The 22,922-nt window shown below is 68.5% G+C and carries 19 protein-coding genes and 5 pseudogenes; 9 read left to right on the top strand and 15 right to left on the bottom strand.

Translation table 11 applies throughout. The features are described 5' to 3' along the window. Positions 1 to 2: 2 nt before the first annotated feature. On the bottom strand, positions 3 to 1,412 hold the full coding sequence (locus ACIOHC_RS16195; protein ID WP_365691637.1) for a M64 family metallopeptidase: 1,410 nt from the start codon (positions 1,410 to 1,412) through the stop codon (positions 3 to 5). A 205-nt stretch (positions 1,413 to 1,617) separates the two neighbouring features. Between ACIOHC_RS16195 and ACIOHC_RS16190 the strand changes: the two genes are divergently transcribed. From ACIOHC_RS16190 to ACIOHC_RS16180, 3 genes are all read left to right on the top strand, one after another. Beyond that, a complete protein-coding gene (locus ACIOHC_RS16190) occupies positions 1,618 to 3,120 on the top strand; it encodes a tetratricopeptide repeat protein (protein ID WP_401843007.1) in 1,503 nt (500 codons plus the stop codon). Positions 3,121 to 3,277: 157 nt separating this feature from the next. Beyond that, the gene (locus ACIOHC_RS16185) at positions 3,278 to 3,766 is read left to right on the top strand and encodes a MarR family winged helix-turn-helix transcriptional regulator (protein ID WP_351087158.1); all 489 of its coding nucleotides are present in this window, start codon (positions 3,278 to 3,280) and stop codon (positions 3,764 to 3,766) included. A 2-nt stretch (positions 3,767 to 3,768) separates the two neighbouring features. Next, positions 3,769 to 4,212, top strand: coding sequence for a hypothetical protein (locus ACIOHC_RS16180; protein ID WP_351087160.1), 444 nt, complete (start codon positions 3,769 to 3,771; stop codon positions 4,210 to 4,212). A gap of 363 nt (positions 4,213 to 4,575) precedes the next feature. Here the strand turns inward: ACIOHC_RS16180 and ACIOHC_RS16175 are convergent, their stop codons facing one another. From ACIOHC_RS16175 to panD, 3 genes are read right to left on the bottom strand one after another with little or no spacing between them, the layout of a single operon-like run. Beyond that, positions 4,576 to 5,202 carry an aspartate/glutamate racemase family protein gene (locus ACIOHC_RS16175; RefSeq protein ID WP_351087161.1) on the bottom strand — a complete coding sequence of 209 codons (627 nt, stop codon included), beginning with the start codon at positions 5,200 to 5,202 and terminating at the stop codon, positions 4,576 to 4,578. Between the two features lie 33 nt (positions 5,203 to 5,235). Further along, a complete protein-coding gene (locus ACIOHC_RS16170; RefSeq protein ID WP_351087163.1) occupies positions 5,236 to 5,598 on the bottom strand; it encodes a GNAT family N-acetyltransferase in 363 nt (120 codons plus the stop codon). A 30-nt stretch (positions 5,599 to 5,628) separates the two neighbouring features. After that, positions 5,629 to 6,054 (bottom strand): aspartate 1-decarboxylase, encoded by a 426-nt coding sequence (gene panD, locus ACIOHC_RS16165; RefSeq protein ID WP_351087165.1) that lies wholly within the window; start codon positions 6,052 to 6,054, stop codon positions 5,629 to 5,631. Positions 6,055 to 6,486: 432 nt separating this feature from the next. Here panD and ACIOHC_RS16160 point away from each other — a divergent pair. Continuing rightward, positions 6,487 to 6,700 (top strand): annotated as a pseudogene (locus ACIOHC_RS16160) (hypothetical protein); the annotation flags it as partial. Positions 6,701 to 7,306: 606 nt separating this feature from the next. On the opposite strand, the pseudogene ACIOHC_RS16155 reads toward ACIOHC_RS16160, so the two are convergent. The 6 genes and pseudogenes from ACIOHC_RS16155 to ACIOHC_RS16130 all read right to left on the bottom strand — a co-directional run. After that, a pseudogene (locus tag ACIOHC_RS16155) lies at positions 7,307 to 7,738 on the bottom strand (class I SAM-dependent methyltransferase); the annotation flags it as partial. 298 nt (positions 7,739 to 8,036) lie between these two features. Next, positions 8,037 to 8,834 (bottom strand): DUF5707 domain-containing protein, encoded by a 798-nt coding sequence (locus ACIOHC_RS16150; protein ID WP_351081444.1) that lies wholly within the window; start codon positions 8,832 to 8,834, stop codon positions 8,037 to 8,039. Between the two features lie 131 nt (positions 8,835 to 8,965). Next, the gene (locus ACIOHC_RS16145; RefSeq protein ID WP_365691632.1) at positions 8,966 to 9,220 is read right to left on the bottom strand and encodes a hypothetical protein; all 255 of its coding nucleotides are present in this window, start codon (positions 9,218 to 9,220) and stop codon (positions 8,966 to 8,968) included. Further along, entirely contained in the window at positions 9,217 to 9,435 is a 219-nt protein-coding gene (locus ACIOHC_RS16140; protein WP_351081448.1) for a hypothetical protein, read from the bottom strand. Before ACIOHC_RS16140 ends, ACIOHC_RS16145 begins: the two co-directional genes overlap by 4 nt. A 491-nt stretch (positions 9,436 to 9,926) precedes the next feature. Beyond that, positions 9,927 to 10,505 carry a TIGR03086 family metal-binding protein gene (locus ACIOHC_RS16135; RefSeq protein WP_351081450.1) on the bottom strand — a complete coding sequence of 193 codons (579 nt, stop codon included), beginning with the start codon at positions 10,503 to 10,505 and terminating at the stop codon, positions 9,927 to 9,929. Between the two features lie 112 nt (positions 10,506 to 10,617). Then, positions 10,618 to 10,722, bottom strand: a pseudogene (locus ACIOHC_RS16130) (RidA family protein); the annotation flags it as partial. Between ACIOHC_RS16130 and ACIOHC_RS16125 the strand changes: the two are divergent. The 5 genes and pseudogenes from ACIOHC_RS16125 to ACIOHC_RS16105 all read left to right on the top strand — a co-directional run. After that, positions 10,722 to 10,898, top strand: a pseudogene (locus tag ACIOHC_RS16125) (RNA-directed DNA polymerase); the annotation flags it as partial. The pseudogenes ACIOHC_RS16130 and ACIOHC_RS16125 sit on opposite strands and share 1 nt — an antisense overlap. Before the next feature lie 438 nt (positions 10,899 to 11,336). Beyond that, complete coding sequence (locus tag ACIOHC_RS16120) at positions 11,337 to 11,567, top strand: hypothetical protein (RefSeq protein ID WP_351081535.1); 231 nt, start codon at positions 11,337 to 11,339, stop codon at positions 11,565 to 11,567. Between the two features lie 685 nt (positions 11,568 to 12,252). Then, positions 12,253 to 13,929, top strand: coding sequence for an NAD-dependent malic enzyme (locus tag ACIOHC_RS16115; RefSeq protein WP_351081452.1), 1,677 nt, complete (start codon positions 12,253 to 12,255; stop codon positions 13,927 to 13,929). Next, positions 13,926 to 15,389, top strand: a complete 1,464-nt coding sequence (fumC, locus tag ACIOHC_RS16110) for a class II fumarate hydratase (RefSeq protein WP_351081454.1) — start codon at positions 13,926 to 13,928, stop codon at positions 15,387 to 15,389. The genes ACIOHC_RS16115 and fumC overlap by 4 nt, the downstream gene beginning before the upstream one ends. Positions 15,390 to 15,723: 334 nt before the next feature. After that, the gene (locus tag ACIOHC_RS16105; protein WP_351081456.1) at positions 15,724 to 17,364 is read left to right on the top strand and encodes a ubiquinol-cytochrome c reductase cytochrome b subunit; all 1,641 of its coding nucleotides are present in this window, start codon (positions 15,724 to 15,726) and stop codon (positions 17,362 to 17,364) included. A 9-nt stretch (positions 17,365 to 17,373) separates the two neighbouring features. Here the strand turns inward: ACIOHC_RS16105 and ACIOHC_RS16100 are convergent, their stop codons facing one another. The 5 genes and pseudogenes from ACIOHC_RS16100 to ACIOHC_RS16080 all read right to left on the bottom strand — a co-directional run bounded on the left by ACIOHC_RS16100 (position 17,374) and on the right by ACIOHC_RS16080 (position 22,908). Next, positions 17,374 to 17,763 (bottom strand): cytochrome c oxidase subunit 4, encoded by a 390-nt coding sequence (locus tag ACIOHC_RS16100; RefSeq protein ID WP_351081458.1) that lies wholly within the window; start codon positions 17,761 to 17,763, stop codon positions 17,374 to 17,376. Then, entirely contained in the window at positions 17,760 to 19,403 is a 1,644-nt protein-coding gene (gene ctaD / locus ACIOHC_RS16095) for a cytochrome c oxidase subunit I (protein ID WP_351081529.1), read from the bottom strand. Before ctaD ends, ACIOHC_RS16100 begins: the two co-directional genes overlap by 4 nt. A gap of 368 nt (positions 19,404 to 19,771) precedes the next feature. After that, positions 19,772 to 20,219, bottom strand: a pseudogene (locus ACIOHC_RS16090) (helix-turn-helix domain-containing protein); the annotation flags it as partial. 1,156 nt (positions 20,220 to 21,375) lie between these two features. Further along, positions 21,376 to 22,347 carry a bile acid:sodium symporter gene (locus tag ACIOHC_RS16085; RefSeq protein WP_351081531.1) on the bottom strand — a complete coding sequence of 324 codons (972 nt, stop codon included), beginning with the start codon at positions 22,345 to 22,347 and terminating at the stop codon, positions 21,376 to 21,378. Positions 22,348 to 22,446: 99 nt separating this feature from the next. Then, positions 22,447 to 22,908, bottom strand: a complete 462-nt coding sequence (locus ACIOHC_RS16080; RefSeq protein WP_351081459.1) for a hypothetical protein — start codon at positions 22,906 to 22,908, stop codon at positions 22,447 to 22,449. Positions 22,909 to 22,922: the final 14 nt, after the last annotated feature.

Genomic DNA, 22,922 nt, shown 5'->3' with positions numbered 1-22,922 from the left:
TGCTACCGGTGCCCGGTCGCCGCCACGCGCCAGGTGAGGGTCTCGGTGGCCAGGGCACGGACCGCGGGGTCGCGAATGGCGTCGGTGCGGTCCACCACCTCTGCGGTCACCTTGTGGCCGCGGCCGTCCGCGCGGACACCGAGCGAGGCCGGGGTGACGGAGGTACGGCCCCGGGCGACGACTCTTTCGACGCCGTCGACGTACCAGCGCAGATCGGTCCTGGCGAGTCCGGCGGCGTCGGGCCGGTGCGCGTGGGGCTTGGTACCGACAGCCCCGAGGTTCGCGAGGGTCACCGTGATACCGCGGCCCCGGCCCACGGCCGCCTCCGTGTCGACGGTGCTGCTCAGCGCGTTGCCCGCGCGGTAGAACCCCGCGATCATCGCCTCACGTCCGGGCAGGTTGAACTCGGTGTTGCTCAGCTCACGCATGATCGATGAGGCGGTCGGGCGCTGGATGCCGAACGGGTAGTAGGCGCTTCCCTCGTACGTGCCGACCGTGCCGCCGGACGGGTCGGTCCGCCCCAGCCAGCGGTACCACTTGGCGCGCTTCTCGATGAGCTGCGCCGGCGTGTACGTGGTGGAGTTGATGCCGCCCGGCTCGCCTCCGGTCCAGGTGCCGTACGCGTCGTACGTGTACTCGTCGTCGAGCAGACCCACCGAGTGCCCGATCTCATGAGCGGCGATCAGGCTCGACGAGGCGTGGTCGGAGGAGAGTGTGGAGACCCCGTCGAAGGGGTACCCCTCGGCCTGCAGTCCGGAGTATCCCGCGCCTCCGTACTTGGTGGAGTTGGCGATCACCACCACGAGGTCGGCCGCCGGGGCCTTCGCGGCGTACGCGGCCACCTTGTCGATGTCGGTGCAGATCAGTCGCTCGGTGTCCGCGCACCAGAAGTAGCTGCCGAGTGCGGTGTCCCGGGCGGTGTCCGTTCCGGGATCGCCGCTGATACCGGATTCACGCGAGACGGCGTCGACGGTCCAGACGTTGAACAGGCCCTGGTAGCTCCTGTACGGCTCCAGGGCGGTGATGTCGGCCCATTTGGCGGTGGCGTCCGCGTGGAAGTCGTCCTGCTGGTCCGCCGTGTAGCCGTCCCCGATGATCACGACGTCCAGTCGGTCGTCGGTGGGGCCGGTCACGGCCTGCCGGCCCACCGTGCCGTCGGCGGCGGCTCCGGCAGCGCTCAGCGGGGCGGCGGTACCGCCGCCCCGCTGGGCGGAGGTGGTCGTGGGGACCTCCACGGTCCTGCCCGGACCGCCGGGATCGGGGAAGTACTCGGCCTGGACGCGTCGGCCGCCGTCGCGGTCCGCGGCGGTGACCGACGCCGAGGCGGGTGCGGCGGCCACGGCCAGGAGGCCGACGAGAACGAATCCCGCCACCGTTCCCGTCGCTCGGCGCGCGTGGGTGCGTATGCGCATGGACAACTCCTCCAGGTCCTGGGGCACTTCGGACTACCCGTCGTCACGTAACCCATAAGTTAAGTCGAATTAAGTCGACGCTTAACATAGAAGCGCGCGGCGTTCCCAACAAGAGCGGAGAGCCTGTCGGTTGAGCCATCCAACCGGGCATTTACGATGCATGGGCCACATTTCGAGGCCGGGCGAGGCGGAAGGACGGGGCGCGATGAACGAGAAGCGCACAGCGGGACGAGGAGCCGGCACGTTCCCCGGAGACGGACCGCACGACGCCCACGCCCCGAACTCCTCGCACGGATCCGACAGCGATGCCGAAGCCATCGGGCGGCGCGTGCAACGACTTCGCGCCGAACGCGGCTTGACGCAACGTCAGCTCGCCGAGCCCGCGTACACCCCGGCCTACGTCTCCACTCTGGAGGCGGGCCGGGTACGCCCGTCGGAAGCGGCCGTGCGCCATCTCGCCGACCGGCTCGGCGTGACGTACGAGGAGCTGGCGACGGGGCGCCCCGCCCATCTCGCCACCGATCTGCGACTGAGACTCGTGGAAGCACAGCGGGCGCTGGCCACCGGCGCCGCCGAGGACGCCGCCGCCACCTACGCCCGACTGCTCGCCGAGGCCGAGGGGCTCGGTCTCGGCGAGGAACGCGCCACGGCACTCCTCGGGCTCGGCCAGTGCGCGCTGGAGACGGGTGATCTGCCCGTGGCCCGTGAGCACTTCGAGAGCGCGGAGCAATTCCTCCGGGACGCGCCACTCCCCCGGCGCGCCCCGGCCGTTCGCGGCCGGGCGGTCGCCCATCTCCTGGCGGGCGAACTCCGGTACGCCTGCTACCTGCTGGAGAGCGCCATCGACGAGCTGAACTCCTCCGGACTGCAGGACCCCGGCGCGCTGCTGCTGTTGTACACGGCCTCGATCGCCCCGTACATGGACATGGGCGCCCACGCCCGCGCCGCACAGGCAGGTGAGTCGGCCCTGGCTCTCGCACCGCAGGTGTCCGATCCCGAGCTGGTCGCCGGACTGCACCGAAGCGTCGCCCGCACACTGATCGCGGCGGGCCGCACCACGGAGGCCGACGCCTCCCTCGCGAAGGCTGCCGAGATCTACCAGCAGCTCCAGATCCGTACGGAGATGGCGCACTGCCACTGGATGCGTGGTTACGTGCGCGCACAGGACGGCGACCTGTCCGGCGCCGAGGCCGAACTGCGCGCCGCCCGCGACATGCTGGCGTCGAAGCGGGCCGCGCTGTACACGGCACAGGTCGAGGTGGAACTGGCGGACGTCCTGCGCCGAAGCGGCAGGACGGCCGAGGCCCGGGAACTGCTGCACCGACTCCTGGGCGAGCTGCACCCCGAACGGGGGTCGGTCCACGCCGGAGGCGCGCACCGGCTGCTCGGCCTCGTCCACGAGGACGAGGGGGACCTCGAAGCCGCCGAGGAACACTACGTCACGGCGCTGGCCCTGCTGGAACGGGCGGGCGCGGCGGGCGATCTCGCGGACACCTGCCGGCTGCTGGGAGATCTGTTGCGCCGCCTCGGCCGTACCGAGGCGGCGATGGACGCCTACCGGACCGGACTCGGGCACCGTGCCTCCCCCGGCAGCACCACGCTGGGACCGGCGCCGGTACGTCCGCCCACGGCCCGGGTTCCGTCCGACGGGGCCGGACCGTCGGCCCGCCACGCCCCCGCACCGGGCACGCCCCGACGGCCCGGGTGAGCGGACGGCGCCCGTAACACCGGAGGCGAGGGGCCACGTCCGGCCGGGCGGCCGGTCCGGATCCCTGGAACAGCAACGACGGCAAGGGCCGACAGCCCCGGAGGGCTTCAGCCGAATTTAATAGCCATGTACATAGTATCCATGTACATTAATTCTCATGAGCAGCACATCTGAGGGACCGACCCCCGGCTTCCTGGTCTGGCGCCTGTCCATGAAGTGGCGGGTGGCCGTGGACCGGGCGATCGGGCCGCTCGGCCTGACACACGCGCAGTACTCCCTACTGGGATCCCTGCTCGGCATGCAGCAGTCGGGGCTGCGGCCCAGTCAGCGCCGACTGGCGGACCACACCGGCCTCGAACCGCTCTACGTGTCGAAGCTCGCCCGTACCCTGGAGGCCGCCGGCCTCATCGAGCGCACGACCGACCCCGGCGACACCAGGGCGGTCCAGCTCTCGCTGACCGATGCGGGGTGCACGGTCACGCTCCGCGCGGTCGATGTCGTGCGCGACCTCCTCGATCGGCAACTGGCCCCGCTGGGCGGTCTGGACGGTGCGGACACCGAGGTGTTCATCCGCACCGTGACAGCTCTTCTCGACGTTCCGATTCCCTCAGTCCCGAGTCCATCGACCAAAGAGACCAAGGAGTAGTCATGTCTGCCGCACCGACCGTCAACGGCCAGATCATCGGCCAGGCCCATTACGCCACCCGGGCCGTCCTCGAACGACGGCTGGCCGCCACCGGAACCACGTTCCACCAGTCGGTGGCGCTGAACGCCACCGCGGACCACGGCGCGCCGACGGAGCGGGCAGGGCTCGTCGACCGTATGACCTTCACGCTGAAGACAGACGCGGAAGTCGCCGAGACGGTGCTGGCCGAACTGGCCGCCGCAGGGTTGATGGAAGAGGTCCCGGGTGACACTCCGCGCGTCGTGCTCACGGCCGCGGGTCGTGCCCGGCAGGAGGCGAACCGGGCCGGAATCGCCGAGATCACGGCCCGGCTGTACGGGGATCTGCCGGCCGAGGACCTGGCCGTGGCCGGCCGCGTGCTCGCCGAGGTCACCGCGCGGGCGAACGCGGCCCTGGCCGGGGTCTGAGACGCACCACTGGGGCGCGCCGGACCGGTTGGGCACACCCGGGCAGGTCATCCGGCCGGCTGGGGTGACGGCTGCGGCTCCGGTGTGGGCGGCTGCGGAATCGGATCCGGCGAGGGGCCGGGCGGAACGGGTCCGGGCGGCGGTGGCGGCGGCTCCGGAAGCGGTGACGGCGGCCCGGGCATCGGTCCGGGGGTGGGAGCCGGGGGTACGGGGTCGGGGTACGGATCGGACATCAGGGGCCTCCGAACGGTTCGGGGTGGATCTCCTTCCACCGTCTCCCGGAGCGGCTGCCCGCGCCCGGTGAGTCCATGCGTACGGGTTCGGGATGCTCCGCCCGGGTCTTTCCGCGCCCCGTTCGGCGCCTCAGCGCGCCGCCGCGACCGCCGCGGTCAGGCCCGGCCGGGGGCTGGAGAGCACCGGGATCCGGGTGACCGTCCGCGAAACCGCATCAGCCATGGACGCCTGCGCCAGCACGATCACATCGGCCTCCGTCACCGTGTCGGCCGCGGCCGCGACCAGGTCCAGATAGCCGTCGCGGTCACCGGCCTCGAAGCACGCCCAGGCCCCGTCGACCACAACGGTACGGGCCTCGACCGACCGCTCCCCCGCTTCCTCGGCCAGCAGTGCGAGCGTCGGTGCCAGAGTGCCGGTGATCGCGGCGAGAACCACCACGCGCCCCCGCCGCACGGCAGCAGCCGCCATCGGACGGTCGACACGCAGCACGGGCACGCCGATCACCGCCGAGGTCGACTCGGCGACCGCGCCGATCGTCGAACACGTGCAGAGCACGGCGGAGGCCCCCTCGGCGACAACGCCCGCGAGCAGCGCCCGGATCTTGCCCGACACCGCTTCGGGACCGGACTCCCTGGCCCGGAGCAGCAGGTCCTCGTCCACGAGATGGCGCAGGGCGAGTCCGGGATGGTCCGCGTCCCGAAGAGCGTCGAAGACGGGGACGTGGACAGGGGAGGTGTGCAGCAGCGCGAGTATCACGGCCCGAACGGTACAGCCCCCGCCCGCCGCCGATCAGTACAGCTCGGGCCGGGACGTGAGCCGCCTCTTCGCCTGCTCCACCAGTTCCGTCGGCGCCGCGGGAGCCTTGCCGGGGTGCCGCTCCGCCCACTTCGCGGCGTACGAGCAGAGCGGGACGACGGGCACGCCCTCACGTCCCGCCATGGCGTAGAACTCCTGGACGAGAGCGCCCGCGATGCCCTTGCCCTCGTGGCCTGGTTCGACGACGGTGTGCACGGCGACCAGCGCGGCCGGCTCACCGTCCATCACGAAGTACGCGATGATTCCGGCGGCCTTGCCGCTCTCGTAGGCGAGCAGATTTCCGCTCGCCCGGTCGTCGCGGATGTCGAGTTCGATCCGGCCGGTCCGTTCTGCCATGGCGGGTGCTCCCTCAGCGATCGAGCCGGGTCAGCGCGCCGGGACGACAGCGCGCGGGCTCCGTTCGGTGGCGGTGCCGGGCACGGGTTCGGACGCGTCGGCGCCGACCCCGACCATACGGTTGCCGGCGTCGACGTGCACGACGCGCGGGGTCAGCCGACGGGCCTCGGCGTCCTCGACCTGGGCGTAACTAATCAAAATAACCAGGTCACCGGGGTGGACGAGGTGGGCGGCGGCGCCGTTGATACCGATGACGCCGGAGCCGCGTTCCCCCTCGATGACGTACGTCTCCAGACGGGCACCGTTGTCGATGTCGACGATGTGCACCAGCTCGCCGGGCAGCAGATCCGCGGCCTCCATCAGCTCGGCATCGACGGTCACAGAACCGACGTAGTGCAGGTCGGCCTGGGTGACGGTGGCACGGTGGATCTTGGATTTGAACATGGTACGCAACATCGGGGCACTCCCACAAGTAGGCTCCCTGCCTGCATTTTTGCAGGTCAAGGGCTGTTTCTGCACCCTACAACGAGTCGCATGTCCGGGCAGCTCTCCCCAGGTTTTTCAGGACTCATGCTGACCACTTGCTGACTTTCTGACGCACTGTCAGACAATTGCAGGGGGCTTCGCCCGCTCTCCTGGACCCCATCGCAATGGCTTCACAAGCCTCCTCAGCACCGTTCGAAGGATGTCCGTGATCACCGTCGCTCCGGCGGTCTGGGCAGCTGTCAGGCGCGAAGGCGGTGGACCGGGAGTCGAGCCGCGCACCGTCAGGGGCCAGTCGACCCAGACCCTTCTGTTCCGCCTCAAAGGCGGAGGCGCCCATAGTTCAACAAGGAAACCGAGGGGCCGAAGCGGCTCGCCAACATAGCAGCGGATCGCCGGTTGGCGAACGACCGGCGCCCCGGCCTGGTGATGGCAGTCCGCGCCCCGTTGTTGCTCGTCGGCCGGCCGGCTCTGGCCCTGCTGGCCGACAAGCCGATCGCGCTGCTCTTCCTCGTGTTCGCGCAAGGTGCGCTGTTCGTTCGCGCCGGGCAGCGCGCTGATCACGCGAGTTCTGTACGAGGCGGCAGGAGCCCCTACCATGGGCGGCTCCTATGCGACTTGCCGCACTCGACGTCGGCAGGTCACCCAGACACCGACCCCGACCGGCCCCTCGTCCCCTTCCCTCTGGGCACACAGCAGTTCGGCCTCGCGCCGGACCGGACGAGGCCAAACCCTCAAACGTTTTCCGTGATCTTCTAGGCAGTGCAGGCGCGGGCGGTGTGGACGGTGGTGGCGGTGAGGTAGAAGGCGTCCGGGCGCCAGAGGATGCTGGTAGGGGCGTCGTCGTGCAGGAGGGCCTCCACGTCCCGCGGTCCTCGTCGTTCAGATGCTCACCGAAGTGATCGCGCTGCCGGGCGAGACGGGTGCGCAGGTACTCGCGAGCCGGGAGTCCGAGCGGGGCCGGCAAGTCCGTGAGAAAGGTGCGCGTGCCGGTGGGGACGAGACCGGCACGGGCCAGCATGGCGGGCCAGTCCTCAACCTCATCCACGCCCGGGAGTTCGGTGCGCATGGCGGTGAAGCCGTCCTCGTTGCCGGCGTCCAGGCGGGCCTGGAGTCCTGGGCGGCCCAGGCCGATGTCACGGGGAAGGAAGCGCACGGGCAGGCCCCTATCGGCCACGGCGAGCAGACCGCCGGGGCGCAGGGAGGCGGCGAGGGCGGTCAACGCTGCCTGCTGGTCCGGGAGATGATGGACGGCGTTGGCGGTCCAGATCAGATCGGCCGTGCCGAGCCGGCCGAACTTGTCCGGAAGATCGGCCTGTTGAGTGGCGATGCGGCCGGACGAGCGTGTACGGGCGCGTTCCAACAGGGCGGGCGACTGGTCGACGGCGACCACCTCGGCGCCCGGGAAGGCGTCCGCGAGCAGGCCGGCGACCACGCCCGGCCCACTGCCGACATCGAGTGCACGCCCCACGCCGGCGCCGCCCAGCAGATCGCGCAGCCAGGCCGTGGCCTGGGTGAGCGCGGGCGTATGCAGTTCGGCCTCGCGTTCCAGATGGGAGCAGAGGGCGCCCCAGTCGATGTCGTGGACGTGCCGCGCGTTCTGCCGGGCGTCGAACCGTGCGCCCTCGAGGGCGGCCGCGACGGCGCCGGCGTCCATGCCCTTCGCCCGGCGCCGTCCGACGCGGCGGCCGATGCGGGCGGGGTCGACCGGTTCCTGGGGGGGCGGCGTCCGGGCGGCCGGTGTCCCCGTCGAAGCCCACGGCCTGGACCCGCCCGGCGGGCTCGGGCGCGGCCACGGTGAGATGCCGTCCCACCGAGCGAGGACGCTGCCGTCGGCGGACCCCTCGAAGGGGCGATGAGGACGGCGTGGTCCCCGGCGGAAACGCCCTCTCGCGGAAACGACGAAGGGCCCGGCCTGCCGGGCTTGGGTTCTCTCGCTACCGCGCGCTGCGGGACTACTTCACGTCGACGAAGTCACCGGTGGCGTTGGCTGCGGGAGTCGAGGCCGTACCGGCGAAGCTCCAGCGCCAGTAGCCGTCCTCCACCGCCTTGACCGTGGTCTTCAGCGTGCCGGTGTTGGATCCCTTCACCGTTTTGACGGTGGTGTACGTGCTGCTGTTCTTCTTCCGGAACTGGAGTTTGACCGACTGGGACGCGTAGCCCGCGTACTTACGGGTGTCCCAGTTGGCCCGGTCCAGCTTGCCCGTGACCGTGATGGTGCTGCCTTTCTTCACGGGCTCCGGGGAGGCGTTGGCCGTCAGCCGTGACAGCCGCTGGAACCTGACCGAGGAGAACGTGTCGTTCTCGGTGAAGTTCCCGTCCTTGCCCCATGCGCCGGCGTAGACCCGCCAGGTCGTAGCGTTGGTGTTCCACAGGTATCCGGGATCGACCGTGATGGTGAGGGTGCAGGTCGAGGTTGTGGCGTTCGCGGCCTTGCACTTGGCCCTTTCCCCGTCCGGGTGGAACCCGAAGCCGTACAGGTTCGGGTTGCTGTCGCGACCCCTCCAGATGTAGGAGAGAGCGTCGTCGATGCCCGAGGAGTGGGACGCGGTGACGGAGACCGTCACCTTCTTGGTGGCGGTGGTACCGAGCACGATCGGCTTTCCACTGTTCACAACGACCTTGCTGATCACCGGGGCGGCGTCCGCCCGCGTCAGCGCGAACGAAGGGCTGCTCGCCTGAGAGGCCGGCACGGCGAGGGCGGACAGGGCCAGGGTGCCGGAGAGAGCGGCCACAGTGGCACGAATACGCATGTGTTCCCCAAGTCTGGTCTGTGGATCTACTGACCCGACAGACCAGACCTGGGGCGAACGTGAAAGGTTGTACACAAAGATGAAATCTTCGCGAAGATCGATTCGAGGCGGCCAACACCCGCTCCGCCCCGTCAGTCGAACCAGCGGTCCCTGGCCAGCTCCGCCGTCCGCGACGAATCTGCCGAGTGCTTGCCGTACCGCTCGATGTGGTCGTGGAGGACCCGGTGGTCGTCGGCGGCTCGGTTACGCCAGTCCAGGACCTGCTCCCGAGTGAGGTCCTGGAGGACCGACTCCTGGTCGCCGTCGACGGGCTCCGGCCCCGGCCCCGGTGCCGCGGCGGGGGCGGCCGGGCGCGACGGTCGACCTGCCGCGGTTGCGGACTTCACGTACAGGTGGTCGGAGGAGGCCACGCCCCGGGCGCGGCCTCCGCACTCGTGCGCCGGCCCGTCCGGGTCTCGGTGGTGAGCGAAGTGGCAGACCCGGTGCAGAGCTTCGTCGTCAGCCGGCCACCGCAGCCTCCGAGTAGCAGCCCGCACCAGAACGTGTCGCCTTCGTGCCGGTGGCGGAAGGCGTCCAACTCGATCGCCTCCAGGGGAAGCATCAGCGACTCCTCCGAGCCCGCGTCGCCGAGGACCGCCGTCCGAATCTGCCGCCAGTCACCCCGCGAAACAGCCCCCTCTTCGCTACCAGCGGCGCAACACGTCGTCCTGATCCAGCCGGACCACACACGCATGACACTCCTGGAGCGCCTCACGCAAAAGCTGATGCTCCTGAGCCAACTCACGCCCGGTACTGCTCACCGAAATTCCCCCTACGTGCGTGGCCTGGCACGACACTGCCCAGTCCCGCGTGGGGTGAAGCCATAAGTGGACCGAAGCTACTCGCCGCCACCAGGTCACGGCCGGATCTTCAGGGACGGTGGCCAGAAGCGACCGGGCACCTGGCTTTGTCGTGGTCTGCTGGGTGTCGCCGCCTCCACGGCCACTACGGGCGCAAGGCGGACGTCGTGCCGGTCGATTCCTGCACCGGGCGACACCGGACGGCGTTTCTACGGTGCAGAAGTCAGTACGCGACCCGTTGGTGAGCCGTCGCTCAGCTTGCCGCTGGGCGACGGCCGACAAGTCCGAGCAGCCGCTCCAGGGCGGGAGAGTCCGCGGAGATCTCGACCGCCGGGGCGAACGGAGTCCTTGCCCGGTCCTCGGACGGTGCTCCGGTCGGGATCTGCGCCGCGACCTTGAGTGAGTAGCGGACGAGGTCGGCGCCGGGATCGTAGGCAACGCCGATGGTCTGAGCGACGTCCCAACCGTGGACTACGCAGTCGAGCACGTGCATACCGAGCGCGACCCGGCCGGGAAAGAACCCGAACTCCCTGATCTGGAGCGAATGGTCCAGGACATCCTCGGCGAACGCCCTCGTCATGGCGTCGGCCGAGTCGAGGTACGCCTGGTAGGGATCCCCACCCAGGTGGCCCTGGTCCCAGGCCCAAAGGTCACCGGTGACGCCTGCTGCGGCGGCTGCGAAGCCGAGGTTCTCGCTCACTTGGTGGCGGAGCAGGCCGTGCAGTGTCCAGTCGGCACACGGCGTTGGAAGACGAAGCTGGTCCGGGCCAATCTGCGCGATCAGCGCTCCCAAGGTGGCGAGAGCACGGCTGTCCAGTTCCCTGATATCCACGGCCGCGACGTTAGCCGTGCCCCCGTCTTCGGGCCACTCGTTTCCGGAGGCGCCTCAGCCTGCCCCGATGCCTGTCGGGGGCGAACGTTGCCTGAAGCGCACCAAGTTGTGGCTAGTCGAGCACGGCAGCGACGGCTCCGGTCTCTACGGGCTGGTCGTCGCAGCCGAGCACGGTCACTCCGATCAGGGTGCTGGGGACGTCGTGGTTTCCGAACGACCGGCAACACCTGGACGGGTACGACCTGGTTCATCGAAGGTGATGTCTCCGACTGCTTCGGATCGATCGACCATCAAGTCGTCATCGAGACCCTGGCGGAGAGAATTCACGATGGCCGGTTTCTTCGGCTGGTGCGAAACATGTTTGAGGCCGGGTACATGGAGGACTTGCGGTGGCCGAGAGAGCCGGCGATGTTTCGTCGTCCATGGCCCCACCCTCGCCCACGGACCATGGACGGGGCATCCACCCGATGGCTGGTTCGCGTGCGGGAGACGACAGCCGTCTCATCCTTTCGGCGGATCGGCCGACCGGGACGTGCGCGGGCCCTGCGTGCTTCCGGGCCACGAATGACGAGCGCGGCCCGGACCCCTGCCACGACGCCTGATGCCGGCACATCACCCCGTCCATGACCTCACTCGCCGCACTGACCGCCATCCGTGCCCAGGAACTGTCAAAGGGGGCAGCAATCTTGAACGAACCCACCTGACCCCCCGGTCCGTCGCGGAGATCTGCCGCCTGATCGGACTGCTCCTCCATCCGCAGCTGTGCCATGGCCCCAACACGCTTGTTCCTCACCGGAATCCAGTGGATTTGTACTGGCTTCCACGGTCCGAGTGCACAATGCAGCCGGGTTCCGGACCACCTCGGCAGTGGGCCATCTGCAACGCGTCGACGACCGGACTCGCACAGTGCTGGTCGGCCATCGCCTGTGGGACGCGACGGTCATCGACCAGAAGTACCCGCACAAGCCCGACGTCGAGATCGACGCGGACATGCTGGCGTCCGACGGCAGGAACCGCCAGCAGTCCTTCGCGGAGGCTGTCGTAGAAGTCGATGGATTCTGATCGCATCGCTCAACTCGACGCGTGGGTTCAGGTCTGGCAGGCGCCCTCGCGGCTGGTCGCGGTCGCTTCCGACCGCTGAGGACCCACGGCACGGCGGCCACTCCCCGGCGCACACCGGACCGGTACGGGCCGGCCCCGCTGCAGTTCTCGAAGTACCGGCCGGCCACGCCTTCGACCGACGGCGAGCGGCGACCACGCGATGCGCCGCGGGTTGCTGCCAGGGCACCGTGCGGGCCGGTGCGAGGGCCTCGTACCCGGCCCCGAGCACCGCCAGGAGATCCTCATCCTGGACGGGGCGGCATGCTGGTCGAAGTCGCGCGGCCCGTCGGCCGGTAGTTAGCATGAAATCAAACGGTGTCACCGATGAGTCGCCTGTCGCGATGCGCGTGGCGGGTCGGCCGGGCGGTGTTCTTGTGAGCGACCGCGCACACCAACCGCCGGCTTCACGCCGTCGTGTGCCGTCGGGCCCTGGAGCCACTTCGACCTTCACAGGCTTCGACCTTCACAGGTTTCGATCGAGGTCGTACTCCCGCTGACCGTTGCGGCGATGTGCGTGGCTGCTGACTGCGTGGTGGGCAGGGCACGACTGCATCCCCGGCACCCTTCGACTTGCCTGTGCCGTGTCATCGAGCGAGCCCACGACGTCACCCCGGCCGGAACGGCATTCGCACACAGGGAGATTCTCATGACCGAGAGCCACGCACGCACCCCGGCAACCCCCAGCGCCCTCGTGGATCCGCTGCGTAACCGTGGGGTGGCCTTCACACAGGAGGAACGGGAGGCCCTCGGCCTGGCGGGACGCCTGCCCTCAGCGGTGCTGACACTTGAGGAGCAGTGCAGGCGGGCCTACCAGCAGACACAGGCTCAGGGGAGCGACCTGGCCAAGAACGTCTACCTGGAACAGCTGCACGACCGCAACGAAACCCTGTACTTCAAGGTTCTCGCCGAGCACCTCGCCGAGATGCTGCCGATCGTCTACGACCCCACCGTGGGCGAGGCGATCGAGCAGTACTCCCACGAGTACCGGCGCCCGCGCGGCGTCTTCCTGTCCATCGACCGGCCCGACGACATGGAAAAGGCGTTCGCCACGCTTCAACTCGGCCCCGAGGACGTCGACCTGATCGTGTGCACAGACGCGGAGGAGATTCTGGGCATCGGCGACTGGGGCGTGGGAGGAATCCAGATCTCGGTCGGCAAGCTCGCGGTGTACACGGCAGCCGCCGGCATCGACCCGCATCGCGTGGTTCCCGTGTCGCTGGACGTGGGCACGGACCGCGAGTCACTGCTGGAGGACCCTCTGTACCTGGGCAACCGGCACCCCCGCGTCCGCGGCGCGGAGTACGACGAGTTCATCGAGAGGTACCTGGAGACGGCATCGTCCACGTTCCCCGATGCGCTCCTGCACTTCGAGGACTTCGGCCCCAGCAACGCACGACGGATCCTGGAGCAGTACGGCGGCCGCTACCGGATCTTCAATGACGACATGCAGGGCACCGGAGCCATCACGCTGGCCGCCACGCTGTCCGCCGTCAAAGTCAGCGGAATGCGGATGCGGGACCAGAAGCTGATCGTCTTCGGCGCCGGGACCGCCGGGGTGGGCATCGCCGACCAGTTGCGCGGTGCGATGATCCGCGACGGCGCGGATCCGGAGCGGGCCACCGCCCAGGTATGGCTCGTGGACAAACAGGGACTGCTCACTCGGGACATGACCGACCTGCGCGACTTCCAGCACCCCTACACCCGCGATCCGGCCGAGGTCGCGGGCTGGGCGAGGGACGGCGGCGGGGCGATCCCGCTGCTGGAAGCGGTACGCCGGGCCGAGCCGACGATCCTGCTGGGTACCTCCACAGCGCATGGTGCGTTCACTCGCGAGGTCGTCGAAGCCATGTCGGAGGGCACCGAGCGGCCGATCATCCTCCCGATCTCCAACCCCACTTCCCGGATCGAGGCCATGCCCGCCGACGTCATCACGTGGTCAAGGGGAAAGGCGCTCGTCGCAACCGGCATCCCCGTCCCGCCCGTGGGGTACAACGGCGTGACCTACGAGATCGGGCAGGCCAACAACGCGCTGCTCTACCCGGGACTGGGCCTGGGCACGATCGTCTCCGGGGCGTCCCAGGTGACCCCTGGCATGCTGCTCGCGGCCGCACAGGCGGTCGCGGACCAGGTCGACCCGTCGGGGCCCGGCGCCTCTCTGCTGCCACGCGTGGAAGACCTTCGGAAGTCCTCCGCGATCACCGCGACCGCGGTGGTCGAGGCGGCGCTCGACGACGGCGTGGCCACCTCCAAGCCGGTCGACATCGGCGAGGCCGTCCGGGAGGCCATGTGGCAGCCGGTCTACACCGATGGAGCCGCAGCATGAACACGCGACACACCGTCGGCGGTCAGGACGAGGCCCCGAGGATCCGAGACATCCCCATCGGCCTGCACGCGACCGGCACCCGGCGGGAGACCGACTCCATGGGCGCCATCGACGTGCCCGCCGACCGCTACTGGGGTGCACAGACCCAACGGTCCCTGATCCACTTCTCCATCGGGGACGACCGGATGCCCAAGGCGGTCTACCACGCCTACGGCCACGTCAAGAAGGCCGCCGCCCTCGTCAACGGGCGCGCCGGACGGCTGCCGGCCTGGGCGGCCCACCTGATCCAGCGTGTGGCCGACGAGGTCGTCGCAGGCGAGCTGGACGACCACTTCCCCCTGTACGTGTGGCAGACGGGGTCCGGCACGCAGTCCAACATGAACACCAATGAGGTGATCAGCAACCGTGCCATCCAGCTGGTCGGCGGCGAGCTGGGCAGCAAGTCCCCGATCCATCCCAACGACCACGTCAACATGGGGCAGTCTTCCAACGACACCTTCCCCACCGCCATGCACATCGCCTCGGTCGAGGAGATCCACGAGCACCTGCTGCCAAGCGTGCGGGCGCTGCAGCACGCCATCGAGGCCAAGGCGCGGCAGTGGCAGGACGTGGTGAAGATCGGCCGCACCCATCTGGAGGACGCCGTCCCGCTCACTGTGGGGCAGGAATGGTCCGGCTACGCCCACCAGTTGCATCAAGCCGTCGACCGGGTCACCAGGTCTGCCGAGGACCTGTACGAGCTCGCGATGGGCGGCACCGCGGTGGGCACGGGTCTCAACGCCCCACCCGGATTCGGCGAGCAGGTGGCAGCCGAGATCGCCACCGCGACCGGCTACCCGTTCACCACCGCGCAGAACAAATTCGCCGCGCAGGGCGGCCTGGACGCCATGACCGGCGCCTCCGCCGGGCTGCGGGCCCTGGCTGTACCGCTGATGAAGATCGCCAACGACATCCGCTGGCTGGCCTCCGGGCCCCGCTGCGGCCTCGATGAACTCGTCCTCCCGGCGAACGAGCCCGGCTCGTCGATCATGCCCGGCAAGGTCAACCCGACCCAGTGCGAGGCGATGGTCATGGTCTGCATCCAGGTGCTGTCCGAGGGCGAAGCCATCGCCTTCGCCGGCACGCAGGGCAACTTCGAGCTCAACGCCATGCGCCCGGTCGTCATCAACGACTTCCTGCACTCGGCGACCATCCTCGCCGACGCCTGCACCAAGATGCGCGAGTACTGCATCGAGGGCGCCCAGCTGAACCGGGACCGGATCGACGACTACGTCGACCGGTCCCTGATGCTGGTCACCGCGCTCTCACCGGTGATCGGCTATGACAAGGCCTCCGCGATCGCCCACAAGGCCGACGACGAGGACACCACCCTGCGCGAGGCCGCGTTGGCGTCCGGCTACATAGGCGCCGAGGACTTCGACCGCATCGTCAGACCCGCCGACATGGTCGGCCGGACGTAGAGAACACAGCCGGGCCAGGACGGTCCGCGTGACGGGCGGCAGCGGTCGGAAGTCGGACGAGCGCGGGCAAGGAACTCCGTACTCGGCGGGGAGCCGTCGTCAGCCGCTGAAGACGTCAGGTGCTGGCGAAGCCGTGTGCCCTGAACCCCCGGGCGTCTGTGTCCCGGTCGCCGCTGCGGCAGTCACCAGGTCAGCTACGGGACAGCCCTTAGTCGGCCGATCAGGTGCCGATACCGCGATTATGCGTAGTCCTTCGAGTAATGAGTCACCCGTAAAGGACGAACCATGACAATGAGGGGCGGAGACGGAAGGAAGATCGACGGGAGAGTGGTGCATGCCTCTGCGGAGACGTAAGGCGCAGCTGACGGCCCGGGCCGGGCCGGCGGCGGTCAGTGGATACGGCGCGGTGGACGGGCGCCTGCCCGTCAGCGAGCTGGCCAGGCCATTGCTGCGCAAGGCCTTTCCCGACCACTGGTCCTTTCTCCTCGGCGAGATCGCCCTCTACTCCTTTGTGGTCCTGCTCCTTACCGGCGTGTATCTCACGTTGTTCTTCGACCCGAGCATGACGGAGAGCGTCTACACCGGTTCCTATGTGCCCTTACAGGGCGAGAGGATGACGCAGGCCTACACCAGCACCCTCGACATCAGCTTCGCCGTGCGCGGAGGCCTGCTGATGCGTCAGATCCACCACTGGGCGGCCCTGGTGTTCGTCGCCGCGATCGCCGCCCACATGCTGCGGATCTTCTTCACCGGTGCCTTCCGCAAGCCGCGGGAGGTCAACTGGATCGTGGGCGTGACACTGTTCGTACTCGCGCTCCTCGAAGGATTCGCGGGTTACTCGCTGCCCGACGACCTGTTGTCCGGTACGGGCCTGCGGACGGCGGCCACCATTGTGGGGTCGATCCCTGTCGTGGGAACGTATCTGGAGCTGTTCGTCTTCGGGGGACAGTTCCCGGGCCATGCCGTGATCCCCCGTCTGTACCCTGTGCATGTCCTGCTCGTACCCGGCCTGATTGTCGCGCTGATCACCGCTCATCTCATCCTGGTGGTTCATCTCAAACACACCCACTGGGCGGGTCAGGGGAGGACCAACGAAAACGCCGTCGGCTCACCGGCTTTTCCTCACTTCACCGCGAAGACCACAGGGTTCTTCCTCATGGTGTTCGGCGCACTGACCCTGCTGGGCGCGCTCGCTCAGATCAACCCCGTATGGAACTACGGCCCCTACCGCGCCAGCCAGGTCTCCGGTGACGCACAGCCGGACTGGTATGTCGGGTTCCTGGAGGGCGCGCTCCGGCTGATGCCGCCATGGGAAACGGACATCGCAGGCCGCACCATCATGTGGAATGTGTTCATTCCGGCGATCGTGCTGCCGGGCGTGGTCTTCACCATGCTGTTCCTCTATCCCTTCTTCGAGAAATGGGTGACGGGCGACCGCAGGGAACTCCATCTGTGCGACCGGCCACGCAACCGGCCGACCCGCACGGGCCTCGGCGTGGCGGCCATCGTCTTCTACGCCGTTCTCCTGGTCGCCGGTGGTAACGACGTGGTCGCCTACTCGTTCAGGGTTTCGGTCGAGGCCATGATCTGGATCCTCAGAACCGCGCTGATCGCCGCCCCACTCCTGGCCTTCGCGCTGACCAAACGCCTCTGCCTGGCCCTCCAGATGCGGGACCGCCGCCGACTGAACGAGGGCGAGGAGACCGGCCAGGTGACGCAGTCGGTGAACGGCGATCTCTCGGAGAGCCGCCGTGGCCTGAGCCCGACAGCCCGCTACCGCATCCTGATGCGTGATGTCCCGACGCCCCTGGAGTCCCCCGCGCAGGGCCCGATCTCGAGTCGGCGAAGGCTTCGGACCGTACTGAGCGGCTGGTACTACAGGGACGTCGTGGAACTGCCCGTCACGGAGGAGCAGCGGTCCCGGATCGCGGAGCGGATGACACCGCCGGAGCCGGTCCGCGAACGCGAGGACTGAGAACCGCCCTCAGTCCTGGACACGCACGTACTGGAAGACCATTCCGAACACCCCCGCCAGGACCAGGCCCAGCCCGATCAGGAACAGCCACAGACCGAACACCACACCGAGGACGAGCAGGGCCATCCCCGCGGCTGTCAGTGGCGGCCAGATGCTGTGCGGAGGAAAGAAGTCCACCGGGCCGGACCGCTCATGGATGTGCCCGTCCCCGCGGTCCTCGGGGCGCAGGCCCTTCCTCCGGTAGTTGGTGGCGAAGAAGAACGTGACCAGCGACGCCATGAGGAACGAGACGGTGAGAGCCGCCGTACCTGTCGGATCACGGGACCACACGGCGTAGAGGACATCGGTCACGAGGAAGAACCCCGCGACCCCGGCGAAGAGAATGGCCTCGGTCTTCATTCGCCCGACTCCTCTTCGGCGCCCGATGCGGAGCGCGACCCGCCTCGACCGAGGCTCGGCCTCTGCTTCTCGGTCGTGAGGGGGTGATGCAGGTCGAAGGCCGGCGAGTCGGAACGTACGCGGGGCAAAGCCCGGAAATTGTGCCTCGGGGGCGGACAGGAGGTCGCCCACTCCAAGGAACGGCCGAACCCCCACGGGTCGTCCACATCCACCTTGGGCGCGTAACGGTTGGTGTGCCACACGTTGTACAGGAACGGCAGTGTCGACAGGCCCAGCAGAAAGGAGCCGATGGACGCGATCGTGTTGAGCGAGGTGAAGCCGTCCGCCGCGAGATAGTCGGCGTAACGCCGGGGCATTCCGGCCTCCCCCAGCCAGTGCTGGACCAGGAAGGTCAGCTGAAATCCGATGAACAAGGTCCAGAAATGTATACGCCCGACGCGTTCGTCCAGCATGCGTCCGGTCAATTTGGGCCACCAGAAGTAGAAGCCGCCGAACATCGCGAAGACCACTGTTCCGAAGAGCACGTAATGGAGGTGGGCGACGATGAAGTACGAATCGGTGAGGTGGAAGTCCAGAGGGGGTGAGGCGATCAGCACTCCACTGAGGCCGCCGAGGAGAAAAGTCACGAGGAAGCCGATTGCCCAGAGCATGGGTGTCTCGAACGAGATACTGCCGTGCCACATGGTGCCGATCCAGTTGAAGAACTTGACACCGGTGGGCACGGCGATGATGAACGACATGGCGGAGAAGAAGGGCAGGAGAACGGCTCCTGTCGCGAACATGTGGTGGGCCCAGACAACCGCCGAGAGCATGGTGATGCTGATCGTGGCCATCACCATTCCGAAATACCCGAACATCGGCTTCCGGCTGAACGCGGGAATGATCTCGCTCACCACTCCGAAGAAGGGCAGCGCGACAATATAGACCTCGGGATGACCGAAGAACCAGAACAGGTGCTGCCACAGCAGCGCACCGCCGTTCGCGGCGTCGTAAACATGGGCCCCGAACTTCCGGTCGGCTTCGAGAGCGAGCAGTGCGGCGGCGAGCACCGGAAACGCGAGCAGCGCGAGGATCGAGGTGAACAGTACGTTCCAGGTGAAGATTGGCATCCGGAACATGGTCATTCCCGGCGCACGCAGACAGACGATCGTAGTGATGAAGTTGACCGATGCCAGGGTCGTACTGATCCCCGACAGCACGAGGCCCATGGTCCAGAGGTCTCCGCCTGCGCCGGGTGAGAAGACGGCACTGTTCAGCGGCGCGTAGGCGAACCAGCCGAAGTGCGCCGCGCCGCCGGGCACCACGAATCCGGACACCACGATGATTCCACCGAAGAGGAAGAGCCAGTAGGTGAGTGCGTTGAGGCGGGGGAAGGCGACGTCGGGCGCGCCGATCTGAAGCGGCATGATGGCGTTCGCGAAGCCGCCGAACATCGGCGTGGCGAACAGCAGCATCATGATGGTGCCGTGGATGGTGAACAGCTGGTTGTACTGTTCCGCGCTGACGATCTGCAGTCCTGGCCGGGCCAGCTCCGCTCGCATGAGCATGGCCAACACGCCGGCCAGCAGGAAGAACCCGAACGCGGTGACCATGTAGAGATTGCCGATGACCTTGTGGTCGGTGGTCGTCAGCCAGCCCATGAGTCTCACACCGGCGTTGATGCGCTTGTTGTCCACCGGCTCGGCCGGCGCGGCTTCCTGCAGGTCCTGCGCCATCGGTTCTCCGTCCCTCCCGGTTGACTCGATGGTGGAGCCTGCCACCGCGTACGGTCCGTACGACTGGCGGTGACACCTCGAAGTTCACCGGTTCACCGGTGCTCCGATCGGGTGTCCCAGAGGCCCGCCGTGTCCAGGATGCCCTGGGGGTCATGAGTCGGACAGCTGTCAGTTCTAGGGTTGGCGACCGGGACGACCGGTTGGGAGCGGGTCTGTTCGGGCGGGAACGCGCGACTTCGCTCCGGCCGCGGACCAGCCCTTACGGGGCCGCGGAAGCCGTACCGGCCAAGGGCACGGGCGTGAGCGTGGCCCTCCTCGCGGGGCAAGGCCCGAAGGCCCTCGTGGCTGATGTCGTCTACCACGCCCTCGGCGACCAGGAAGTCAGCCGGCTCGGCCAGGCTCCAGGTCGAGAAGGGCAGGCCGTGCTCGGCCGGCTTGGACTTGGCGACCTTCTTGATCTCGCGGCGTCCAGGCGCCGTGAAGGTCCTCGGACGGCCGCCCCGGTACTTCGGGGAGAGCGAGTCGAAACCGCCGTCGGTGAATTTGTGGAGCACATCTCGGACCCGGTCAGCGCTGGTGAACGTGACCTTGGCGATCTTCGCCACGGGCATACCCTGCGCGGACAACAGCACCATCTGAGCCCGCCGCCAGATCCACCGACCCGGTGCCCCTACGGACGATCCGCAGCAGCCACTGCCCCTCGCCGTCATCAATCTCCCGGACCCGCACCCGTTCAGCCACGTGATCATTCCGGACGTCCGGTCCCACCCAGCGCGCGACCGGACGACACGTCACAACAGGGCGGAAGTTGCCCGACGCGGCACTACCGCGTTGTCAGCCGCCGCGGCCTCCACTGCCAAAAGCCCCACCGCTGTCATCCTTGCGTGCGTCCCTTGGCGAAGAGGGCCGGTTGAGCTCATATGGGGTGAGACCTTCCCCGAAATCGTCTGCATCCCTCAGAGTCCGCCGGCTTCGGGAGGCACGCTCCACCCGTGGTCCCTGCTGTCGTGCGCGAGCCCGACGGCGCGTGTCCCACCACAGGAGGCCGATCAGAACAGCGACTACGACCACTATTATGCCGACGGGGAAAATCCAGCGCACCGCCGAGGCGGCCGCTGTGATGTCGCTGATGGGCACCTGGCTCACAAGGTGGCTCATCTGGCCCACGTCCTTCCGGAGGGGATTCCACCGCTCACGAAGCGAGGCAGGGGCTTCCGCTCATTGGAGAGAGCCCGCGATGGCCGGAACCGTGGGAAACACCAATCCCGCCGCCCTTGGCGGAATCAACCTCGCGGCACCCGCTTGAACTGGACATCTGGCAAGGCTCAAGCTCCCTGACAAGTCTACGGCGGGGAGCGTACGGAGGCCGCTCCCCGCCCGCCCGGACGGAGCCTCACGGTGACACACGCCCCCAAAAGTGCTCTGACTCAAAAAGTCATCCGGGCACCCGCGCCCGGAAGGTGCGCCGGACCGCCGGTCGAGTACGCACTCGCGAGCCCGGTATCCCATGCCACTCAAACCTCGCTGGCACAAACCTGATGATCGTCAAGGTTCGGTGGCACAGGACAGCATCAGTCGATCCATCGCACCGTCTGATCTGCACGGATGTGACGTAGATCGAACAGGTGATGCAATAGTTGTCATGCGGCGGCCTGCTTCCCCGAGTACCTGATCGCCACGCAGTGTGCCTGGGTCCGTACCTATCGGACCCTCGCCGATCCGGCCGCAATAGCGCTGACCTTGCCAGACGGGCAGGTGTTCTCTGGGGGGAGACCGTGTGTCGCGAGGTAAAGAGGGCGGAACCTGTTCAGCTCAGCGCCGGATTTGACTTCCACAGCCGGTGCAACAGGTGTAGGGCCAACGCTGGTTCGGGTGAAGATCCCCTCCTGCCGGGCGGTCAGGGGGCGACGGTCAGATCGCGAGCCTGCTTGGCGGCGGGCACCAGGTGGGGAACGACGCGGACGTAGGCGACCATGCCGAGGACCTCGACCAGGGTCTGGGTGACCACGACGACCGCGGCCACCGCGAGCGCGTCAGGCAGGGCAAGGGCGAGAGGCAGCACGACCAGGGAGTTCCGGGTCGCGCCGGTGAAGACGATCGCCCGCCCGGCGCCGGTGTCCAGGCGGAACAGACGGGCCACGGCCTTCCCGGCGTAGGCCATCACCAGCAGGAACACGGCGTGGAACGGGACGACTGCGGCGACGTCGGTGAGGCTGTCGCCGAGCTTGGGCACCTGGGAGGCGACGACCGTGAGCAGGGTCGCGGCCATCAGCGGCACCATCGTGGTGGTCGCCGTGTCGGAGACCGCCTCCCCGGCCGGGCGGCGTGCGGCCCACGCCTGCAGCGCCCAGGCGAGGGCGAGCGGGATGACGATCAGGAACGCGAAGGCTTCAAGGAATGGGCCGACCTCCACGATGTCGGCAAGCTCCGAGCCCATGAACAGGTACAGGAACAGCGGCAGCAACAGCATCTGGACGACAAGGAGCAGCGGAGTGGCGGCGAGCAGGCGGCGGCTGGAGCCGCCGGCCAGGCCGGAGAAGACGATCACGTAGTCCACGCACGGGCACAGCAGCACCAGCAGCACTCCGACCCGCACGGCCTGGTCGACGGGCAGGAACATGAACATCGCCGCGACCACCAGCGGCACCACCAGGAAGTTCACCACCAGAGCGGCGGCGAGGAACCGGCCGTCGCGCAGCGAGCGCACCAGCTCGGCGGCGGGGACCTGGAGGAAGGTGACGAACAGCAGGGCGCCGAGCACCGGGTTGATCGCGTGCTCCAACCCCGGCCCGGCTGCCGGGGCCAGCCGGCCCAGCACTGCGCCGACTCCCATCGCCGCGAGATAGATCGCGACCTGGTGGTGTTCCATCCGCTCGACCAGGCCCCGCGGTCCCTGCTGCGACACCCCGGCTGCTCCCTCATGATCGTACCGGCCGCCCGGCGGCGGCCGACTCCCCATCCTCGCAGGTCACGCGACCAGCCCGGACACCGCAGCGGGCTGTCTCAGCGCGACGACCCGCTGTCCTTCGGCGCCGGCCGGACGGTGGGCATGCCGAGATCGGCGCGCGCCGGGGTGGTGCGGCAGGCGGCTGCCCGGCGGCGCCGGGCCCGACAGCTGGTCGTGAACTCCGGCCAGGTGGGCGGAGAAGGCGCGCAGCTCGGCGATCCGGCCGTCGGTCTCCGCGATCCGGCCCGCGACCGGCGGCACCATCCGGTCCCGCACCGAGGCACAGACGCCTTCCTCACGGACGTCCAGCAGGTCGCGCTGGAGTTCGTCGATGTCGGCGGGGGCACCCAGGCCGGACTCGCGCCAGACCTGCTCCCCCCAGCGCTGCGGACGAGCGTTTCTCCAGTTGCTGGATGCGCGCGACCAGGGCTTGTCGCGAAAGCTGGTGGCCGAACTTCTGGGTAGCGTGGAATGCCCGGGCACACACGCAAGTTGAC

It is taken from the genome of Streptomyces sp. NPDC088252, from assembly GCF_044740965.1.
GTDB lineage: Bacteria > Actinomycetota > Actinomycetes > Streptomycetales > Streptomycetaceae > Streptomyces.
The sequence above is the reverse complement of the archived record's forward strand: the minus strand, read 5'-3'. Positions and strand labels throughout refer to the sequence as shown.

Coding starts and splice junctions, on each gene's coding strand:
- ACIOHC_RS16190 (WP_401843007.1), top strand. CDS start 1,618: ATGAACGAGAAGCGCACAGCGGGACGAGGAGCCGGCACGTTCCCCGGA.
- ACIOHC_RS16140 (WP_351081448.1), bottom strand. CDS start 9,435: ATGCTTCCCCTGGAGGCGATCGAGTTGGACGCCTTCCGCCACCGGCAC.
- fumC (WP_351081454.1), top strand. CDS start 13,926: ATGAACACGCGACACACCGTCGGCGGTCAGGACGAGGCCCCGAGGATC.
- ACIOHC_RS16185 (WP_351087158.1), top strand. CDS start 3,278: ATGAGCAGCACATCTGAGGGACCGACCCCCGGCTTCCTGGTCTGGCGC.
- ACIOHC_RS16100 (WP_351081458.1), bottom strand. CDS start 17,763: ATGAAGACCGAGGCCATTCTCTTCGCCGGGGTCGCGGGGTTCTTCCTC.
- ACIOHC_RS16180 (WP_351087160.1), top strand. CDS start 3,769: ATGTCTGCCGCACCGACCGTCAACGGCCAGATCATCGGCCAGGCCCAT.
- ACIOHC_RS16115 (WP_351081452.1), top strand. CDS start 12,253: ATGACCGAGAGCCACGCACGCACCCCGGCAACCCCCAGCGCCCTCGTG.
- ACIOHC_RS16150 (WP_351081444.1), bottom strand. CDS start 8,834: ATGCGTATTCGTGCCACTGTGGCCGCTCTCTCCGGCACCCTGGCCCTG.
- ACIOHC_RS16105 (WP_351081456.1), top strand. CDS start 15,724: ATGCCTCTGCGGAGACGTAAGGCGCAGCTGACGGCCCGGGCCGGGCCG.
- ACIOHC_RS16170 (WP_351087163.1), bottom strand. CDS start 5,598: ATGGCAGAACGGACCGGCCGGATCGAACTCGACATCCGCGACGACCGG.
- ACIOHC_RS16195 (WP_365691637.1), bottom strand. CDS start 1,412: ATGCGCATACGCACCCACGCGCGCCGAGCGACGGGAACGGTGGCGGGA.
- ctaD (WP_351081529.1), bottom strand. CDS start 19,403: ATGGGCTGGCTGACGACCACCGACCACAAGGTCATCGGCAATCTCTAC.
- panD (WP_351087165.1), bottom strand. CDS start 6,054: ATGTTGCGTACCATGTTCAAATCCAAGATCCACCGTGCCACCGTCACC.
- ACIOHC_RS16085 (WP_351081531.1), bottom strand. CDS start 22,347: ATGGAACACCACCAGGTCGCGATCTATCTCGCGGCGATGGGAGTCGGC.